The sequence below is a fragment of the Salinimicrobium gaetbulicola genome, assembly GCF_042676025.1.
GTDB classification, from domain to species: Bacteria; Bacteroidota; Bacteroidia; order Flavobacteriales; family Flavobacteriaceae; genus Salinimicrobium; species Salinimicrobium gaetbulicola.
On record NZ_JBHTJP010000032.1, the window covers coordinates 1,017,264 to 1,034,198 of the forward strand.

Consider the following 16,935-nt stretch of genomic DNA (forward strand, 5'->3'; position numbering starts at 1 on the left):
ATCCCCCGCCAGTCACACCGAGCCTGCCTACCGGTTGGTAGACCCAACCGCTGTAAGGATTAGTTGAAGTGTCTTTTTTGAAACTCTTTGTCACACTGAGCCCGACCGAAGGCGATTAGTCGAAGTGTGCACACGTATCATTTCTTATAATGTCACCTCGAACGCCTGCCTGTCCGGTAGGCAGGGAGTCGAGAGGTCTCTAACAAAGAAGATGCTGAAATAAATTCAGCATGACGTGCTTATTGTGATTTGAGAGGACGAAAAAACAGGGAAAAGGGATCTCTTTTTTTTGAGATTCCCACGAAAAATTGCCCTGTCTGCCGACAGGCAGGCGCGCTCGATCAGAATTCTCTATACCTGATTATTTCGATTCTCACTCGCAATGACAACTCACAACAGACAACTCATAACAGATAACTGATAACCGTGAAACACTTAATCCTCCCCCTACTACTTCTACTGACCTTCCAATCCGCTATCGCCCAATTCTCCTGGAACGCCGAACTGAGCCTGCAGGGAATGGCTTCAACAGAAGAGGAAGAACTGCCCTTCTGGATGTACCACAACCAACGAGGGAGAATAGAAAAAGAAACCAATTTGGTGACCTGGATCTCCGGGAAAGCATTTTATGATTTGGGTAAAGCTGGATTGCTGGAAGCCGGCGTCGGAATCCTGGCGAGGGATGCTGATTCAGACAGGGTTTTTACCGATGAACTTTATCTGACGTATAAAAAAGCCTGGTTTGAACTAACTGTAGGAAGGAAACAGCGTAAAGAAGTATACAACGGTTTAAGCGCCTCCAATGAGAGTATCTTGCGCTCCTTAAATACCCGACCACTACCCGGAATTCAACTCAAATCCACCCGCCCGGTTTTCATATTGAAGAATTTTGGATTTGAAGCAAGTTGGGAGGAATATTTGATGGATGATGATCGCTATGTAAATAATGCACGTTTGCACCACAAGAGCTTTCAACTGGTCTACAGTACGGCTGACAGAAATTTTCAGGTCAAAGCCGGGATCCAGCATTTCGCACAATGGGGTGGAGACTCTCCTTCCCGTGGAAGTCAGGAAAGTTTTGAGGATTACCTGAGAATTTTTACCGGAAGAGGCGGAGGACAAGGTGCATATATTGGTGATCAGCAAAATGCCCTCGGAAATCACATAGGAGGCTATGAATTGTACCTTAGCAAAACTTTTACGAATTATAAGGTGGATCTAATTTACAACCACTTGTTCGAAGATGGTTCCGGAAGTAGGCTGGGTAATACGCCCGATGGTAGATATGGTATATTTGTTTCCTCTAATAATTCTAGCAAATTAGTGAATTCCTTGATGTATGAATTCTACACCACCCACCACCAAAGTCATACCACGACCGGCATCCACAAGAATGATGATTACTTTAACAATACAGGATACCGTTCGGGATGGACATATCACCGGAAAGTATTAGGAGCACCGTTCTTTACCGTAAACCCGGATGGAATGGGAATTGTCAACAACAAATTCACAGCTCATCATTTTGGCATAGGTGGTAATCTTACTTCCACCTTAGGAAATCACCCGTATCGCTTACTTCTGAGTTACGCCCAGAATGACGGTACCAGGCCTGTAAGATTTAAGCCCAAACAGGATGTTTTCTACTCCATGTTAGATGTTAAACTGCTGCAAAAAGACATAGAACTAAATCTTCAGTTAGCTGCCGAGTATGACTCTTATGAAGCTCCTGTTTATGGGGCGGGAGTGAGTTTGAAGTACAGGATCGAGTAAGCTTTTGCTGGCTATTGGCGGTTGGCAGTAATCAGTTCTTAGTTCTCAGTTCTCAGTTCTCAGTTCTCAGTTGATGGTTTTTCAGTTGTCGGCTTTGTCTTTAAGGCTGTTAGCCGTTAGCTTTTAATATTAGATCTTGAAATTCTTTTTCCGTTTTACCCCTTACCCTAAAGGGAGCCGGAAAAAGTCTCCTAGGCTAAAGATCTTCACTTCTTCACAACATCACAGCTTCACAGCTTTACTACCTCACAACATCACCTCTTCCCAAAATACCTTTTCAGAACCTGCCCGAATTCATACATATCTTCAAAAGAACAGTAAAAAGGTGCCGGGGCTAAACGTATTACATTCGGTTCCCGCCAGTCAGTGATCACCCCGTTTTTCAAAAGGTAATTAAAAAAACAGTTCTTTAGCCTATACGTGTAGGAAGATTGAAAAGACTGCCCTATCCTTCTTTTTGTTTAAATACTTATATTTTAGCCAGCGGCCTACGAAAAGTTGACGAAAAATTTGAAGTAAAAGCAGCGTGAAATTTTAGGCTGTTTGAGCCAAAACGAATTTTGACAGGTTAGGAAAAAAAATCAATGGCGAGTTCCTGAAATTTAGCTGCTGAACAAAAAATTTAGGCAACTTTTCGTAAGCCTAGATTTTTTTGCTTACTCATGCATTCTATTTGAAAATCGGAATTCGTGAATCTCCTTACGTCGATTTCTTTTTTCATCAATGGAAAAAAGAAGGTATTAAAAATAATTTCGGAGTATTTCCCCAAATCGCCACATGTCCTCAAAAGAACAATAGAACGGTGCCGGAGCTAAACGAATTACATTCGGTTCCCGCCAGTCGGTGATCACGCCGCTTTTCATTAAATACTGGAACAGTTCTTTTCCTTGGCCATGCAGGAAGACCGAAAGTTGTGTCCCTCGTTCCTTAGGTGTGATGATCTCGAAGTCCCCTCCTACTTCTTTAGCCACTTCCTGCAGGATAAATTCCAGGTATGCCACGATCTTATCTCGCTTTTCGATCAAGGCAGGCATCCCCACTTCCTCAAAAAGCTCCACAGATGCCAGGTATGGTGCAAGGGCCAGGATAGGCGCGTTGCTTATTTGCCAGGCATGTGCCGTGGGCTCTGGCTGGAATTCAGGTTCCATCAAGAACCTTCTCTCCTTATTATGTCCCCACCAGCCCTCAAGCCTTGGGATATCTTTTCTATTGTGGTATTGCTCGTGAATAAAGCAGCCGGAAGCATTCCCCGGACCTGAGTTCATATATTTATAACTGCACCAGGCCGCGAAATCCACACCCCACTCGTGTAACTTCAACTCCACATTTCCTGCGGCGTGCGCCAGGTCCCAACCCACAAAAGCGCCGGTTTCTTTCCCTGCTTTAGTGATGGTCTCCATATCGAGCACCTCACCCGATGGCTATCGGACTAAATGGAGAGCCAAAAAAAGGTATTACAGGTTGAAAGTTCTAATTCCTTCACAAACTCTTCACTTCACAAAGTGACTTCTTAGCAAGGTCACAACTTCATTTCTTAACACCTTCACCACATCGCTACTTCACCAATCAAATTACCCCGACCCTAATATATTGGGCTACCAGTTCATTAATATTTTTACAGTGAGATTTCTTTAAGATATTCTTACGGTGCGTGCGGAGCGTGTGTACCGAAATATGAAGCTGGGCCGCTATTTCATTGGTGCTGAACCCTTCAGCGATCTTCTGAATGACTTCCATTTCCCTTTCAGTCAGGGTCTCAAAAGGATCTAATTCTACCTCAGGTTCTGTTTTAGGATCAAAATACCCTTCTTCGTACGACAGATCGTAATAACATTTTCCCTGTTTTAAGTTTATAAAATGAAGACTGTCTTTTAGTTGGGGCTGTAAATGAGTCACATCTGTGTGGACCACTAAAACATGTTTTGGCTTTAGTTGTTCGGAAGTAAGGGATAATGGCACCGCCTGGTGAAGAATTCTATGGGGTTGATCATAGACATCCCTGATTGAACAATAATAGACACTTTTGTAATTAGTAACTTCAGATGCCGGCAGGAAATTAAAAAAGAAATCTACCACCACTTCTTCTTTTAAAAGCATTTTTTCTCTGTGCTCCGGCACCAATCTCTCGATGAGAAATTCTATGGTTACTTCTCCAGGATCAACTCCCAATATTTGAGCTGTCCCCCCACTAACATATTCCAGCTTTTGAGTTGGCATGTCAATGATATAATAATAATGAGGGCCGGGAGCGAACAAACCTGCGACTTTCTTAATCTGCTCAAGTTGCGGGTACTTTTGAAGATACTTTTTGTCATTCGAGAATGGCTCTTGCCACAGACTTAAAACCTTAGATACATGTTCCCCCATACAAGTAAATTTTTATGATTGATTTATTCATAGGGGGCTACAAATATGGAATTAACAAAGTTTTAAACAAAATGGTTTTCCTCATTTTATGACTTGTAGGAATTTAAAATCAATATAAATCGGACCATAACCTCTTGTTTTACAATAATTTAAAAAGGATGAAAAAAAATTAAAATAAGATCAAAAAATTCCAAATATGGCAAAATTTTAAGATTTCTTACAAAAAATACCTAAAATGAGGTATTGTCTCTCCAACTTAAAACTGCCAATTTTGGCCCCATAAACTAAATCCTTTAAAAAACTGATCATGAAAAAATTCACAAGAATGATGGCCTTAGTCCTTTTAGGCGGGTCAACCCTTGTTACTTCCTGTGTGTCTGAGGACATCTCTCCGGAAGTAGAAAATCTTAGACAAGCTCAGGTTAATTACCTGAACTCAAAAGCAGCCATGGAGCAGGCCAAAGCAGACAATCAGGCAGCAATGACGGCTAAGATCCAGGCTGAAACCGCTTTGATTCAGGTGCAGGTCGAGTTGCAACAAGCCATTATGCAGGCTGAAGCAGACGCCACTATTGCCGCTATGGAAGCAGAGGTAGCAGCCGCAGAAGCTCGAGTAGCCGAAGCTCAGGCGCGTGCCGCTGAAGCTGAGGCCGCCTTACAGCAAGCCATGGACAACTTAGCCGCTCAGGTAAATGAGACTGCACAAGAATACCTTGCTAAGTATCAAAGTACAATGGCTCAGGCTAACAACAAAATGGAAGAAATAATTAACTTAGAGCAGGATCTTGTTAGATTCAACGCTTATGTTGATGACTTCGGAAATGTAGTTGATTTTGAGGGTGCGGCAGCGGAAATTGAGGGACAGATCGCCGAAGATGAGGCAACAATCGCTGCTCTAGAAGCAACTCTTGTTAGATATGAATCTCTGAATACCGATGCCGCTTCTGTTGAAGCTGAAGTCATACAATTACGTGAAGATTTAGATGAAGCTTACAGTAACCGTGCAACGGCTCAATTGGAAGAGGATAAAGCCCTTATTGAATGGACACCTATTAATGAGGCTTACACCATAGCTGATAATTCTTTGGTGGCCATTTCTAATTTTGAAGAAGCGATTGCAAATATTGAAGCATACATATCTGAACTAGAGGAAGATATCACTGCCTTAGAGGCTCAATTAGCTCCTTTTGAGGCTGAATTAGCCCTGGTAGATGAGCCATATTTCACTGCAGAAGCAGAGGCAATTGCTTTGCTTGAAACATGGATCCAGGCTCAGGCTGAATTCGATGCGACTGATATTAACAATGGACCTGGTGATCAGGTTTATGATGACGCTTTGGTAGCCCGTGATGCGGCCCAGACTGCATTTGAAGACTTCGCTGGAACAAACTACCCGGGAACTGCAAAAGAAATTAAAAGTGATTTTGAAGAGGGTTATCTTTATACAACAGGGTCAGGTGTGGTTGTTGAATATGGGATTTTCTTCCAAAATAGGTTTGCTGATCCTGCGACTGAATTTGGAGAAGCAGTACGTGCTTACACTAATGTAGTTTTTGATTATGATTTCTATATTAATAAAGACGAGCTTAACAATTTAGAATTTTCATTAGAAAATGCGCAGGCATCTTTAGAAAATTACCAAACTAACCTGGCTACAGCTGAAGCTAACGTCGCCGACGCCCTTGCAGAAATGGAAGTAGCTGATATCGCAGCATTAGAAACTCTATATGCAGAGGCTACAGCAGACTATCTAGCGAAACAAGAAGTTCGCATGGAATATAGTGCTGAAATTTCATCGTTGTGGACAATGATCAATACGCTTGAAACTTACTTGAGCGGTGATCCAACCTTTATCGAGAATCAAATTGCCTGGACCGAAGACCAAATTGAATCATTACAAAATAATATCGAAGACGCTCAAGCAACTCTTGTAAACAACGAGATCAGTGCCGAGGAGTGGGCGGCTACTATTGTTAGAACCGAAGAAAAGATCGATCGCCTAACAACAGAGTACAATGCACTTGTAGCATTGGCAAATGACTTCCTTGAGCAGTTCAATGAGGTAGTGGAAAACTAATTCCTAAAGGATTTAATAGGAGCTCCGTCAAGCGGAGCTCCTTCTTAAACTGAAACAGTAATCAAATTTCTTAGGACATTAGTATGAAAAAAATAATAGCATTAACGTTCATTTTTCTGGGCAGTCTGACCTCTTTTGGTCAAACCACAACAGAAGATGATGTTACAGATAAATATACACCTCAGCAAGGAGACTTTTCATTTGCGGTGTTGTTCGGGCGTGGAAATTTCTTTTCGTCTAATCTGGTAGCGCCTCCTTCTCCTGCAGGAGAATGGACCATACCGGGTAACGCACCATACGCCGATTTTGTAAGCGCAAATGATAACAGCGCCTCAAACATGGTTGGAGTTGAAGGGCGGTATTTCTTAACGGAAAAAATCGCATTGAAACTTAGTGGTGGTGCTATCCTTAGGGACACTCCAAGCAGAATTAATATAGAAAGTGGCACTGATTTTTCTGAGGAAGATAATCAGGTATGGATCCCTAATTATGCGTCAGTGAATTCTGATGAGCAGGTGGATATTAACATCAACCTGGGTGGAGAATATCATTTTGATTCAAGATTTGATAGAATATCCCCATATGCAGGATTAACAATACCATTTTATTATGCAAGAAGATCTATGTATGATCCTTCCATAACCACTTCTCCCAACGGGGAACCGGTTATTGCCGATATTGGCAACCGCCACCTGGAAGTTGTAGGTACGGGTGCCCAATTGGTTGCAGGTTTAGACTTTCATCTCTTGGAAGGCTTTTATATTGGAGCGGAAACAAAGCCAGTTTCTTATATCTACTCTTATAGTCAGAAGAGTCCGGGACCAGGTTTAGAGCATTTAGAAGCAGATTCACACACGTTTTCATTTTTAGCTCAAAATTTTCTGAAATTAGGATTCAAATTTTAAAACCGTAGCTAGCCTCCCTACATAGTAAGACTGCCTTCCCTGAAGGCAGTCTTCTTTTTTATGACAAATCAATTTTTCTTAGGAAATAATCAGTCACCTATATGGCAATCTCAAGGCCACTTCTACAACAACCCACCACATTACATCTTCAAAACCTCACAACATCAACTCTTCCCAAAATAGCCTTTCAGCACCTGCCCGAATTCATACATATCTTCAAAAGAGCAGTAGAAAGGAGCCGGGGCTAATCGTATTACATTCGGTTCGCGCCAGTCGGGGATCACCCCGTTTTTCAAAAGGCAATTAAAAAAACAGTTCTTTAGCCTATACGTGTAGGAAGATTGAAAAAAACTGCCCTATCCTTGTTTTTGTTTAAATACTTATATTTTGGCCAGCGGCCTACGAAAAGTTGACGAAAAATTTGAAGTAAAAGCAGCGTAAAATTTTAGGCTGTTTGAGCCAAAACGAATTTTGACAGGTTAGGAAAAAAATCAATGGCGAGTTCCTAAAATTTAGCTGCTGAACAAAAAATTTAGGCAACTTTTAGTAAGCCTAGATTTTTTTGCTTACTCATGCATTCTATTTGAAAATCGGAATTCGTGAATCTCCTTACGTCGATTTCTTTTTTCATCAATGGAAAAAAGAAGGGATTAAAAATAATTTCGGAGTATTTCTCCAAATCGCCACATGTCCTCAAAAGAACAATAGAACGGTGCCGGGGCTAAACGAATGACATTAGGTTCCCGCCAGTCGGTGATCACCCCGTTTTTCATTAAGTAATTGAACAGTTCTTTTCCCTGCCCATGCAGGAAAACAGAGAGCTGCGTACCTCTTTCTTTTGGCGTGATGATCTCGAAGTCCCCTCCTACTTCTTTAGCCACTTCCTGCAGGATAAATTCCAGGTACGCTACGATCTTATCTCTCTTTTCGATCAAAGCAGGCATTCCCACCTTCTCAAAAAGCTCCAAAGAGGCCAGGTACGGTGCCAAAGCCAGGATAGGCGCGTTGCTTATCTGCCACGCATGGGCTGTGGGCTCGGGCTGGAACTCCGGTTCCATTAAGAACCTTCTTTTCTTATTATGTCCCCACCAGCCTTCCAGCCTTGGTATATCTTTTCTGTTGAGGTATTGTTCGTGAATAAAACAGCCGGAGGCATTCCCGGGTCCTGAGTTCATATATTTATAACTGCACCAGGCCGCGAAATCGGCGCCCCAGTCGTGTAACTTCAGCTCTACATTTCCCGCCGCGTGCGCCAGGTCCCAACCGACAAATGCTCCGGTTTTCTTCCCTACTTTGGTGATGGTCTCCATATCGAGCACCTGGCCGTTGTAGTAGTTCACGCCACCCATTAATACAAGGGCGCACTCCTCTCCCACTTCCTTAATGGTTTGCAGAATATCCTCCGTCCTGAAATGATTTTCCCCTTCCCTTTTCTTCACTTCCACGATCGCCTCCTTAGGATCAAAACCGTGAAACCGCACCTGACTCGCGATCATATACTGGTCACTGGGAAAGGCTTTTTCTTCCATGATGATCTTGAAACGCTTCGAGGTGGGGCGGTAGAACGATACCATCAGCAGATGGAGGTTCACAGTCAGGGTGTTCATCACGGTGATCTCTTCCGGTTTGGCGCCAACTATTGGGGCCAGTTTTGTCGAGAACCGCTCATGGTAATCCCACCAGGCCTTTTCAGCCTGAAAATGCCCTTCCACCGCCAACTCCGCCCAATCGCTCATCACCTCATCTACATACTCCTTCGCTTTTTTCGGCTGTAAACCTAAAGAGTTACCCGTGAAATAGATCACGTCTTTGCCGTTCACTTTCGGGAATGAAAATTCCTTTCGATATGATCTTAAAGGGTCCTGTTTATCTAATTCCTGGGCGTATTCGAGGGTGTTCTGGAAGTTCATTCTTTGAAGTTTGGACCAAAAATAAGAAAGTCTGTGAAATAGGTGTTGGCATTTGGCAATTAGCTGTTGGCTTTATTTTAAGTTGTGGGTTACGAGTTGGGGGTTATCGGTTTTGAAAACCATTGTCAGACTGAGCCCGACCGAAGGGAGGAAAAGTCGAAGTCGCTTCTTAGACATAGGATATAGTATGGTGTTGGAAAGTGAGAACTTTCGATAGGCCCTATTTATCCTTGCAATAACTTTTTCCGGCTCCCTTTAGGGTTGGGGCAAACCGGAAAAAGAAAAACTAATTCTTTTGCCCCTCCCTAAAGGGTGAGAATTAGTTTTTCTTAAATTCACAGTAGTGAAAAAAGACAATCCATATCATGATAATAGCATGTGGAAAGGCGCTCCTGCTGAGATCTTTAGACGTGCAGAACATCTTCGCAATAATCCTACAGAGGCAGAAAAACTGCTTTGGGCAGAGTTACAACTAGATCCATTTAAAAAATACCATTTCAGAAGACAACATCCCATTCATCAATTCATTGCTGACTTCTATTCCCATAAACTAAATTTGATCATAGAAGTAGATGGTGATTATCACAATAAACCTGAACAGCAATTAAAGGACAAATTACGAACTGATCTTATCCAATTTCAAAAAATAGAAATAATTCGATTTACGAATCAGCAGATTAAACATGAGATGGAAAACGTCCTAAAAAGTCTATTAGAAAAAATATTAACATAGGACTTTTTCCGGCTCCCTTTAGGGCAGGGGCAAAACGGAAAAAGTGCAATTATTCTAACAGGCAGGTTGCTTCAGTCGCCAGGGCTTCTTCGCAAAGACGGTTCATACCTTAGATAAGTTTTTTAACTGGTTTCTGAAAAAAGAGAAAAACAACTTTCTCCAGGCAACATTTTAAGAATTTAGTTCATCAGCACACTTCGCCTAATCGCCTTCGGCGGCTCAGTGTGACAAAGTGCTTCAAAAAATAAATGACAAATTACCCCACTTCGACTCTTCCTCCTGCTGTCGCAGTCGGGCTCAGTGTGACATCCCGAAATGGGATAAAGAAAATATCTAAGGACGTCATGCTGAATTTATTTCAGCATCTTTAGGTTCTTAGTCAATAGACCCTGAAACAAGTTCAGGGTGACTGGGAAAAGGCCAACGGCTAAAGTCTACTTCCGCCTGCTGATGGTCAGTCCATCCCGTATGGGCAGCATCACTGTTTCCAGTCGGTTATCTTCTGCGAGGAGTCGGTTGTACTCCAGTAAGGCTATCGTAGACTCATCATCTTTCTTTACGTCTTCTACCACCTTCCCGCTCCACAGGACATTATCGGAAAGGATGATCCCGCCGGGATTCAGTTTTTCCATTATTAGTTGGAAGTAAGCCGGGTAATTGGGTTTATCGGCGTCTATAAAGACCAGGTCGAAATTTTCCTTTAAAGTCGGGATGATGTCCGTAGCATCTCCCAGGTGCTGTTTGATATTGTCCTTATATTCCGAAGCATCAAAATACTTTTTCTGAAGGTCGAACAATTCCTCGTTGATGTCGATGGTATGAAGAACCCCTTCTTTTTTCATCCCTTCTGCCAGACACAAAGCCGAATATCCTGTATAGGTTCCTATCTCCAGAATATTCTTCGGATTCACCAGTTTGGAGATCATACTCAATACCCTTCCCTGGTAATGACCGCTCAGCATACGTGGTTGCAGGACTTTCTGGTTGGTCTCGCGATTTAGTTGCTGAAGTAGTTCCGGTTCTTTGGCAGAATGAGCAACGACATAGTCGTCGATCTTTTGAGGAAGGAAATGCATGGGTTCGAAGTTAAATTTTAGAATGCGAAATTACGAAATTTATCGGCTGTTGACGGTTGGCCATTGGCTGTTGGCTGTCTGTCAACTTTTTTTAGTGGACAGAGGACAGAAGATTGTGGAATAGATAATCGGGGAATGGTGATTGGGGATTGGAATATCTTCTCAGATATAGTTGTGATGCTGAAATTTCCCTATGAAAACATGGAACCTGATTTCCCAAATTACTTTTTCGGCTCCCTTTAGGGGCGGGGCAAAACGAAAAAGAGTAAAGACTTAACATCCGAATTTTATTCGGCATCCCTTGTTTACCTCTCGACTCCGCTCGAGGAGACATTACCCACAACTGACAACCCGGAACCGGCAACAGCTAACAGCTAAAATCGTCGTTTCACAGATCCCGTGATCTCCTCAATATCTTCCTTTACCTGGTCGATCTCTTTCTTCACGCTATCGGTCATGCCCTGAGCATCGATTCCCTGCTTATCGGCACTTTTCATTACCTCAGATTTGATGTCGTTGGTTGCGTTTTTGATACTGCGCATACCCTGTCCAAGGCCCTTCGCGATCTCAGGGATCTTGTCGGCGCCAAAGACCATTACCAGTATAAAAACTATAAAGGCGACCTCGGCTCCACTGATAAAAAGAGGTAGTGTTTGCATAGGCTGCAAATATACTCACAAATTAAATCATTAAAAAAGCCGACTTGTTAAAAAACCTCCCCGCCCTACGGGCACCCCTCCTTCCTGGAGGGGATCAAATTAAATGACTTCAGAAGCATTTTTCAAAACCGCCTTTAGCTGATTTCACCGGATAAAAGTTGTCATAGCACCCATAAAAAAAACCCTCCGCACGGAGGGTTCCCTTAAATATATTTTTCCCTAAGCTCCCCTCCTTTTTAAAGGAGGGGAATGTCCGCCCATGGCGGACAGGGGTGGTCAGGGGTAGTTACCCCTGGTTCTTTTCTTTAAATTCCTGGAACTTATCCTTCTCAGGTGTTTGTGGCCATGAGTTGTTATCTGTGTTCACATCAGCAGTTTCAAGATCTGGATCTACCGTGATCTTTACGATCTCCTTATCTGTAGCCATAGCTCTGCTCACGCGGTCATCGTTCTTTCTCCAGATCTGTGCCGGATAGGTCACTTTTTCAGAAGTACCATCAGCATAGGTATATTCCACGATCAAAGGCATTACCAAACCTCCCGGCTTGTTGAAGCTTACCTCGTAGAAATACTTAGGCATTTTCATCTTTTGGCGCTGCTCCGGAGTGAAGTTATCCATTAGATACTCATTAAGAGTTGGAGCGTTCTCTACCGGAGTCTTACCTTTCATTTCAGGATTCATTTCCTCTCCGTCTTCAGCAACCACATATAAAAGATCCATAGAAGAAGGATCCTGAACGCCGTAACGCTTCAGAAGCTCTGTACCTTCTTTGGTAGGCTTATCGGTCACGTAATATTTCTTTACACCTTCAATTCCTATATCAACATAATCTGTAGTATAGAACCAACCTCTCCAGAACCAGTCAAGGTCTACAGCCGAAGCGTCTTCCATCGTTCTGAAGAAATCTTCAGGAGTCGGGTGTTTGAACATCCATCTTTGGGCGTAGGTTTTAAAAGCATAGTCAAAAAGCTCTTTCCCCATCACTGTTTCACGCAGAATGTTCAGCGCGGTCGCCGGTTTTCCGTAGGCATTATTCCCCAGCTGATACACATGCTCAGGGTTAGACATGATAGGCGCGATATACTTTTGATCACCCTTCATATAGTTTACGATCTTAGAAGGCTGGCCTCTTCTGGAAGGGTATGCTGTGTTAGGAGCGATATCTTCAGGATATCTTTCCCCATATTCCTGCTCAGCGATATACTGCATGAAAGTATCAAGACCTTCGTCCATCCATCCCCACTGGCGCTCATCAGAATTTACGATCATTGGGAAGAAGTTGTGTCCCACCTCGTGGATGATCACACTCATCATTCCGTATTTCACACGATCGCTGTAATTCCCGTTCTCATCTGGACGCCCGTAGTTCCAGCAGATCATTGGATACTCCATTCCCTGGTTCTTCGCGTGAACCGAAATGGCCTTGTGATATGGATATTCAAAAGTATGATCTGAAAATGACTGAAGCGTGTGAGCCACTACCTTAGTAGAATAATCTTCCCAAAGTGGATTTCCTTCTTTAGGATACATGGACACCGCCATTACATCTTTACTTCCAACCTTCACGGCCATCATATCCCAGATGAATTTTCTTGAAGTAGCGAAAGCGAAATCACGCACCATTTCAGCTTTCAGCTTCCAGGTCTTCTTTTTGTCTGAAAATCCTTTTTCGGCAGCTTCAGCTTCCGCCTGGGTAACGATCATTACAGGCTTGTCATATGTATTTTTAGCCTTTTCGTAGCGGTTCATCATTTCCTTGGTGAACACTTCCTTTCTATTCTGAAGTTCTCCCGTTCCGTCAAGCACATGGTCTGCAGGCACGGTGATGTTCACTTCATAATCTCCGAAAGGCAAGGCGAACTCTCCGCTTCCCCAGAACTGGTAATTCTGCCATCCTTCCACGTCATTGTAAACAGCCATTCTTGGAAAGAACTGGGCGATCACATACGCGTTGTTCCCGTCTTCCGGGAAATGCTCGTATCCGGAACGGGCGCGGTTGGTCACGTGGTTGTTCACATTGTACCACCAGGCGATATCAAAAGTATAGCTCTCCCCTGCCTTTAATGGCTTCGGAAGATCAACCCTCATCATAGTCTGATTAATTACAGTTTTAAGAGGCTTTCCATTCGCGCTTACTTCTGTAATATTGAATCCGCCGTCAAAGGCCTCTTCCATATATTCAGAAACAAACGTTCCGGGCTGGGCAACAGGAGCGATCCCGTTTCCATCCTTCAGTTTCGCAACCGATTCTTTAGAACGGATATTCTGATCTAACTGAACCCAAAGATATTCCAGGTCGTTAGGAGAATTATTGTGATAAGTGATGGTCTCGCGACCGGTAAGCTTTTGAGTGCGGTCATCTAATTCGATGTCCATTTTATAATCGGCCTCGTTCTGGTAATATTCGGGACCGGGCGCACCACTACCGGTGCGATATTGATTAGGGGTAGAAAACTCCTGATACAGTTGCCTGAATTTGTTTTGATTAAGATGACCGCCTTCTTTTACTTCCTGCTGAAGTTCAGCAGGCGCCTCTGTCTCCTGGGCCATGACACCCGCAGAGAAGAAAATGAAAAAAGCAGCTAGTGCCGTTTTGAATGATCTCATATTTAAAATTTAAGTTTAGGTTGCTAAAAATAATTTTTTTCTAAAATCCCGCAATTTAATTGCTGAACTTTAAGATTCCATCTACTTCTGACCTTGTTAAAAGCAGACTTTTAATGGTTCCTTTGTACTCTACCTTGATCACATTTTTTTGCTCCGGAAAAATGTCGGTTAAAACCGCGTTTTTGACAAAAATATTCTGGATGGGTTCCACGTCGGTAACCTCAATGTAGATAAGCAATTCATCCTTGTCATATTCCTTCCCAAGATAATTGAGCTCGACTTCCTTCCCGTTGACTCGTATTTTGAACTTATCGTTGAAATAGCGTTCAATGAATTCGTCGGATTTGGGGTGTTCTCCTTTCTTCAGCAGAAAAAGGTCCGGGTGGTATCTTTCTTTCAAAAGTTTTTCAAGATCATCAATAAACACGTGGGAAATGATCTGAAGCGACCTGTTCTTTTCATTGTACTCAATGTCAGTCGCGCTCACGTAAAACTTATGCGCTGCGGTAAAAGAAAGCAACGGTAATAGGGCAATAAAAAGCAATAAAGTTTTTCTCATGTACCTGATTTTTTGAAGTCCCTGAAACGGAAACTTCACGCTTCCCTGTTTTTCCTCCGGAAGCAACCCCTATAATTAATCAAATATTATTCCACTAAAATATTCGCTTCATTGAGGCAATTAAAGTCTTAGACGATGAAAAGGGAAAAAAGTTTAATGAAAAGGTATTTTTTATAAGTGAAGTGGATATAACCTTATAAAAGTGAGTGAATTTCGTAGTCAGTTATTTATTGTTTTCCGGGGAATCCTTATTGAATTCAGCACTTTTCACCATCAAGAATTGCATGAGGTCCATTTCCTTTTCTTTCTTAAACATTTCGTCAGATAATCCTTTTTCATGTATGAATTCAAGAAAATCGGCAATCTCTTTAGATGAAATATGAAGCACCTCCTCAAAAAAGGAATTATCGTATCGGGTTCTTAAAAGACGTTCCATTTCAACTGGTCCATAGGAATACTGCGGAAGAATGGGAGCAGGTTTGGTTTTCTTCGGAAAAATGAGTTGCCCGATCTTGTCCGCAATTGCCAGAATATTTATAGCAGTTGACGGGCCGCTCTTTTCTCCCAAGGCCGCATTGGCTACAGCCGATTGACGGTCGGGAGAGACAGGGTTGAAAAGTTTATTAACTTCAGCCGCAGAAAAATCCGGGAGATCTACTTTTTCGACCTTGATGTTCTTCACATCATTTCCTACCAGGCCGGTAAGGTCATGTGATCTCAAAACCACTTCGGGTAATTCGTTCAAGCCTTCCGCGATCTCTACGTTCAGAATCTTTTTTTCAATGATATCATCATTGATCACAATTAATAATTCCCGGTATTGAACCGCTGAAAAATAAAGACTATCTCCCGCTTTGACCTGAAGGCTAAAGTCACCCGTAGAAGATGACACCGTACCCTGAGAAGAGTTTTTATTAAATATGGTAATTCCTTCCACCTCAGCCCCGGCAGGAACTTTGATATTACCCTCAACCTCTATTCGGTCATTGGTTTGAGCAAAAGAAATTCCTGAGAAAAGGATCAAAAAAGAAAAGAAAAGTTTCTTCATTTGAGATAAAGAAACGAAAAATATTGAAATACGCAGGTTGAGTGGCCATTCGTGCCTGTCACTTCGAGTGGTTTTCAAAACTGATAAGTTTTGGAAATTGTATCGAGAAATCAGGAATCGGCCAAATTAACCTAAACGGACGGAAAGACCTTGGAACCCAATAATGCTTGTAAACTTCATTTTAACGTAGTGTCAGTTTAGCCGGCTTGGAGATTCCTCCTTCCGTCGGAATGACAACTTTCGACATCCGATTCTTGACTCTTGTCTCTTGACTACCGCCTATCGACTCACGTCTCCCGACTATTAATTACTCCCCGCTTTGATCTCTTTATACCGCTGACTCTGCACCACTAAAAATTCAATTAACTTCATTTCATTCTTTGGTTTGAGCATGGCTTTGGTCAGTCCGTTATCTTCTGCGAAATAGATAAATTCCTTGATGTTCTCTTTTTTTATGTTCAGGTTTTCATTGAAGAAATCGTCATCATATAAAAGAAGGATCTCGTCTTCCAGTTCTTCAGACTCCTCAATGTTTATAACCTCCCGGCTTTTCAAAATATTCCGGAAGATATTGGCGAAATTCGCTCCATTTACCATCATACTGGTACGCATGGCAGCGTTTGGGGGCGAGACCAGCGAATCGGGTGGAAATTCCCATTCATAAGGATCGATCTCAGCAGCCGATTTATTGGGCAGGTCGAGATCTGAAGTCGGAATGATCTGTACGTCCACCCGCACATTTCCGGAGAGGTCGTAAGGCGTCACCACCACTTCAGGCAATTCTGTAACGGCTTCAGAAACGAATACGTTCAATTCACGGGTAGTGATCACCCCTTCATCTATGATCACCGAAAAATCCTGGAATTGCAGGGAGGAAAAACTAAGGGTGTCTCCTTCCGCGGCACGAATCTGAAAAAGTCCTGCCTCATTGGAGATCGTGGCTCTCATAGCTGTGGAATTTACAATGGAAATTCCCTGTGGGTCTTCCCCTGCCGGAACCTTGATCGTTCCGTTGATCAACACTCGTTGAGAAAATCCGGTAAGGGAGATGAGAAAAATTAAAAAAGTTAGAAAGGTTTTCATAGGTCGGATTTTCTTAAAGTAACAAAATCAATTGTTTACAAAAATCTAAACCCCGACTAAACTTTAGTTAAATCTCGAAATGTTTAAGGTTTAAGGTTTATGGTTTGTTGAGTGGGGAGTCCTAAATAGGGTTGACC

At 42.6% G+C, this 16,935-nt stretch carries 13 protein-coding genes and 2 pseudogenes; 4 read left to right on the plus strand and 11 right to left on the minus strand.

Annotation, left to right across the window (positions count from 1 at the left end; all coding sequences use genetic code 11):
* Positions 1 to 426: 426 nt before the first annotated feature.
* Positions 427 to 1,773, plus strand: a complete 1,347-nt coding sequence (locus ACFQ1G_RS06160; RefSeq protein ID WP_380737636.1) for a capsule assembly Wzi family protein — start codon at positions 427 to 429, stop codon at positions 1,771 to 1,773.
* A gap of 254 nt (positions 1,774 to 2,027) precedes the next feature.
* On the opposite strand, the gene ACFQ1G_RS06165 is transcribed toward ACFQ1G_RS06160, so the two are convergent.
* From ACFQ1G_RS06165 to ACFQ1G_RS06175, 3 genes and pseudogenes are all read right to left on the minus strand, one after another.
* The gene (locus tag ACFQ1G_RS06165) at positions 2,028 to 2,222 is read right to left on the minus strand and encodes a kynureninase/PvdN C-terminal domain-containing protein (RefSeq protein WP_380738470.1); all 195 of its coding nucleotides are present in this window, start codon (positions 2,220 to 2,222) and stop codon (positions 2,028 to 2,030) included.
* A 291-nt stretch (positions 2,223 to 2,513) separates the two neighbouring features.
* Positions 2,514 to 3,191 (minus strand): annotated as a pseudogene (locus tag ACFQ1G_RS06170) (kynureninase/PvdN C-terminal domain-containing protein); the annotation flags it as partial.
* A gap of 148 nt (positions 3,192 to 3,339) precedes the next feature.
* On the minus strand, positions 3,340 to 4,140 hold the full coding sequence (locus ACFQ1G_RS06175; RefSeq protein ID WP_380737638.1) for a response regulator transcription factor: 801 nt from the start codon (positions 4,138 to 4,140) through the stop codon (positions 3,340 to 3,342).
* Positions 4,141 to 4,447: 307 nt separating this feature from the next.
* Between ACFQ1G_RS06175 and ACFQ1G_RS06180 the strand changes: the two genes are divergently transcribed.
* Together ACFQ1G_RS06180 and ACFQ1G_RS06185 are read left to right on the plus strand one after the other, a co-directional pair.
* Positions 4,448 to 6,217 carry a hypothetical protein gene (locus ACFQ1G_RS06180; protein ID WP_380737640.1) on the plus strand — a complete coding sequence of 590 codons (1,770 nt, stop codon included), beginning with the start codon at positions 4,448 to 4,450 and terminating at the stop codon, positions 6,215 to 6,217.
* 83 nt (positions 6,218 to 6,300) lie between these two features.
* Positions 6,301 to 7,122, plus strand: coding sequence for a BT1926 family outer membrane beta-barrel protein (locus tag ACFQ1G_RS06185; protein ID WP_380737642.1), 822 nt, complete (start codon positions 6,301 to 6,303; stop codon positions 7,120 to 7,122).
* Between the two features lie 164 nt (positions 7,123 to 7,286).
* Here ACFQ1G_RS06185 and ACFQ1G_RS06190 read toward each other — a convergent pair.
* Positions 7,287 to 7,430, minus strand: a pseudogene (locus ACFQ1G_RS06190) (kynureninase/PvdN C-terminal domain-containing protein); the annotation flags it as partial.
* Between the two features lie 342 nt (positions 7,431 to 7,772).
* Complete coding sequence (gene kynU, locus ACFQ1G_RS06195; protein WP_380737644.1) at positions 7,773 to 9,032, minus strand: kynureninase; 1,260 nt, start codon at positions 9,030 to 9,032, stop codon at positions 7,773 to 7,775.
* 343 nt (positions 9,033 to 9,375) lie between these two features.
* On the opposite strand from kynU, the gene ACFQ1G_RS06200 reads away from it, so the two are divergent.
* Positions 9,376 to 9,765: an endonuclease domain-containing protein gene (locus ACFQ1G_RS06200; RefSeq protein WP_380737646.1), complete on the plus strand. Its 390-nt coding sequence runs from the start codon at positions 9,376 to 9,378 to the stop codon at positions 9,763 to 9,765.
* Positions 9,766 to 10,199: 434 nt separating this feature from the next.
* Here ACFQ1G_RS06200 and ACFQ1G_RS06205 read toward each other — a convergent pair whose 3' ends face one another.
* From ACFQ1G_RS06205 to ACFQ1G_RS06230, 6 genes are all read right to left on the minus strand, one after another.
* Positions 10,200 to 10,841, minus strand: a complete 642-nt coding sequence (locus tag ACFQ1G_RS06205) for an O-methyltransferase (RefSeq protein ID WP_380737648.1) — start codon at positions 10,839 to 10,841, stop codon at positions 10,200 to 10,202.
* A 374-nt stretch (positions 10,842 to 11,215) separates the two neighbouring features.
* Positions 11,216 to 11,500: a Sec-independent protein translocase subunit TatA/TatB gene (locus ACFQ1G_RS06210; RefSeq protein ID WP_380737650.1), complete on the minus strand. Its 285-nt coding sequence runs from the start codon at positions 11,498 to 11,500 to the stop codon at positions 11,216 to 11,218.
* Positions 11,501 to 11,786: 286 nt separating this feature from the next.
* The gene (locus ACFQ1G_RS06215) at positions 11,787 to 14,108 is read right to left on the minus strand and encodes a M1 family metallopeptidase (RefSeq protein ID WP_380737652.1); all 2,322 of its coding nucleotides are present in this window, start codon (positions 14,106 to 14,108) and stop codon (positions 11,787 to 11,789) included.
* A gap of 55 nt (positions 14,109 to 14,163) precedes the next feature.
* Positions 14,164 to 14,667 (minus strand): DUF6702 family protein, encoded by a 504-nt coding sequence (locus tag ACFQ1G_RS06220; protein WP_380737654.1) that lies wholly within the window; start codon positions 14,665 to 14,667, stop codon positions 14,164 to 14,166.
* A gap of 223 nt (positions 14,668 to 14,890) precedes the next feature.
* Positions 14,891 to 15,793 (minus strand): hypothetical protein, encoded by a 903-nt coding sequence (locus tag ACFQ1G_RS06225; RefSeq protein WP_380737656.1) that lies wholly within the window; start codon positions 15,791 to 15,793, stop codon positions 14,891 to 14,893.
* 225 nt (positions 15,794 to 16,018) lie between these two features.
* Entirely contained in the window at positions 16,019 to 16,798 is a 780-nt protein-coding gene (locus tag ACFQ1G_RS06230; RefSeq protein WP_380737658.1) for a hypothetical protein, read from the minus strand.
* Between the last annotated feature and the right edge of the window lie 137 nt (positions 16,799 to 16,935).

Bases quoted from the DNA above. Each gene is read 5' to 3' on its own strand.
- ACFQ1G_RS06175 (WP_380737638.1), bottom strand. From the start codon at position 4,140: ATGGGGGAACATGTATCTAAGGTTTTAAGTCTGTGGCAAGAGCCATTC.
- ACFQ1G_RS06180 (WP_380737640.1), top strand. From the start codon at position 4,448: ATGAAAAAATTCACAAGAATGATGGCCTTAGTCCTTTTAGGCGGGTCA.
- ACFQ1G_RS06185 (WP_380737642.1), top strand. From the start codon at position 6,301: ATGAAAAAAATAATAGCATTAACGTTCATTTTTCTGGGCAGTCTGACC.
- kynU (WP_380737644.1), bottom strand. From the start codon at position 9,032: ATGAACTTCCAGAACACCCTCGAATACGCCCAGGAATTAGATAAACAG.
- ACFQ1G_RS06205 (WP_380737648.1), bottom strand. From the start codon at position 10,841: ATGCATTTCCTTCCTCAAAAGATCGACGACTATGTCGTTGCTCATTCT.
- ACFQ1G_RS06210 (WP_380737650.1), bottom strand. From the start codon at position 11,500: ATGCAAACACTACCTCTTTTTATCAGTGGAGCCGAGGTCGCCTTTATA.
- ACFQ1G_RS06215 (WP_380737652.1), bottom strand. From the start codon at position 14,108: ATGAGATCATTCAAAACGGCACTAGCTGCTTTTTTCATTTTCTTCTCT.
- ACFQ1G_RS06220 (WP_380737654.1), bottom strand. From the start codon at position 14,667: ATGAGAAAAACTTTATTGCTTTTTATTGCCCTATTACCGTTGCTTTCT.
- ACFQ1G_RS06230 (WP_380737658.1), bottom strand. From the start codon at position 16,798: ATGAAAACCTTTCTAACTTTTTTAATTTTTCTCATCTCCCTTACCGGA.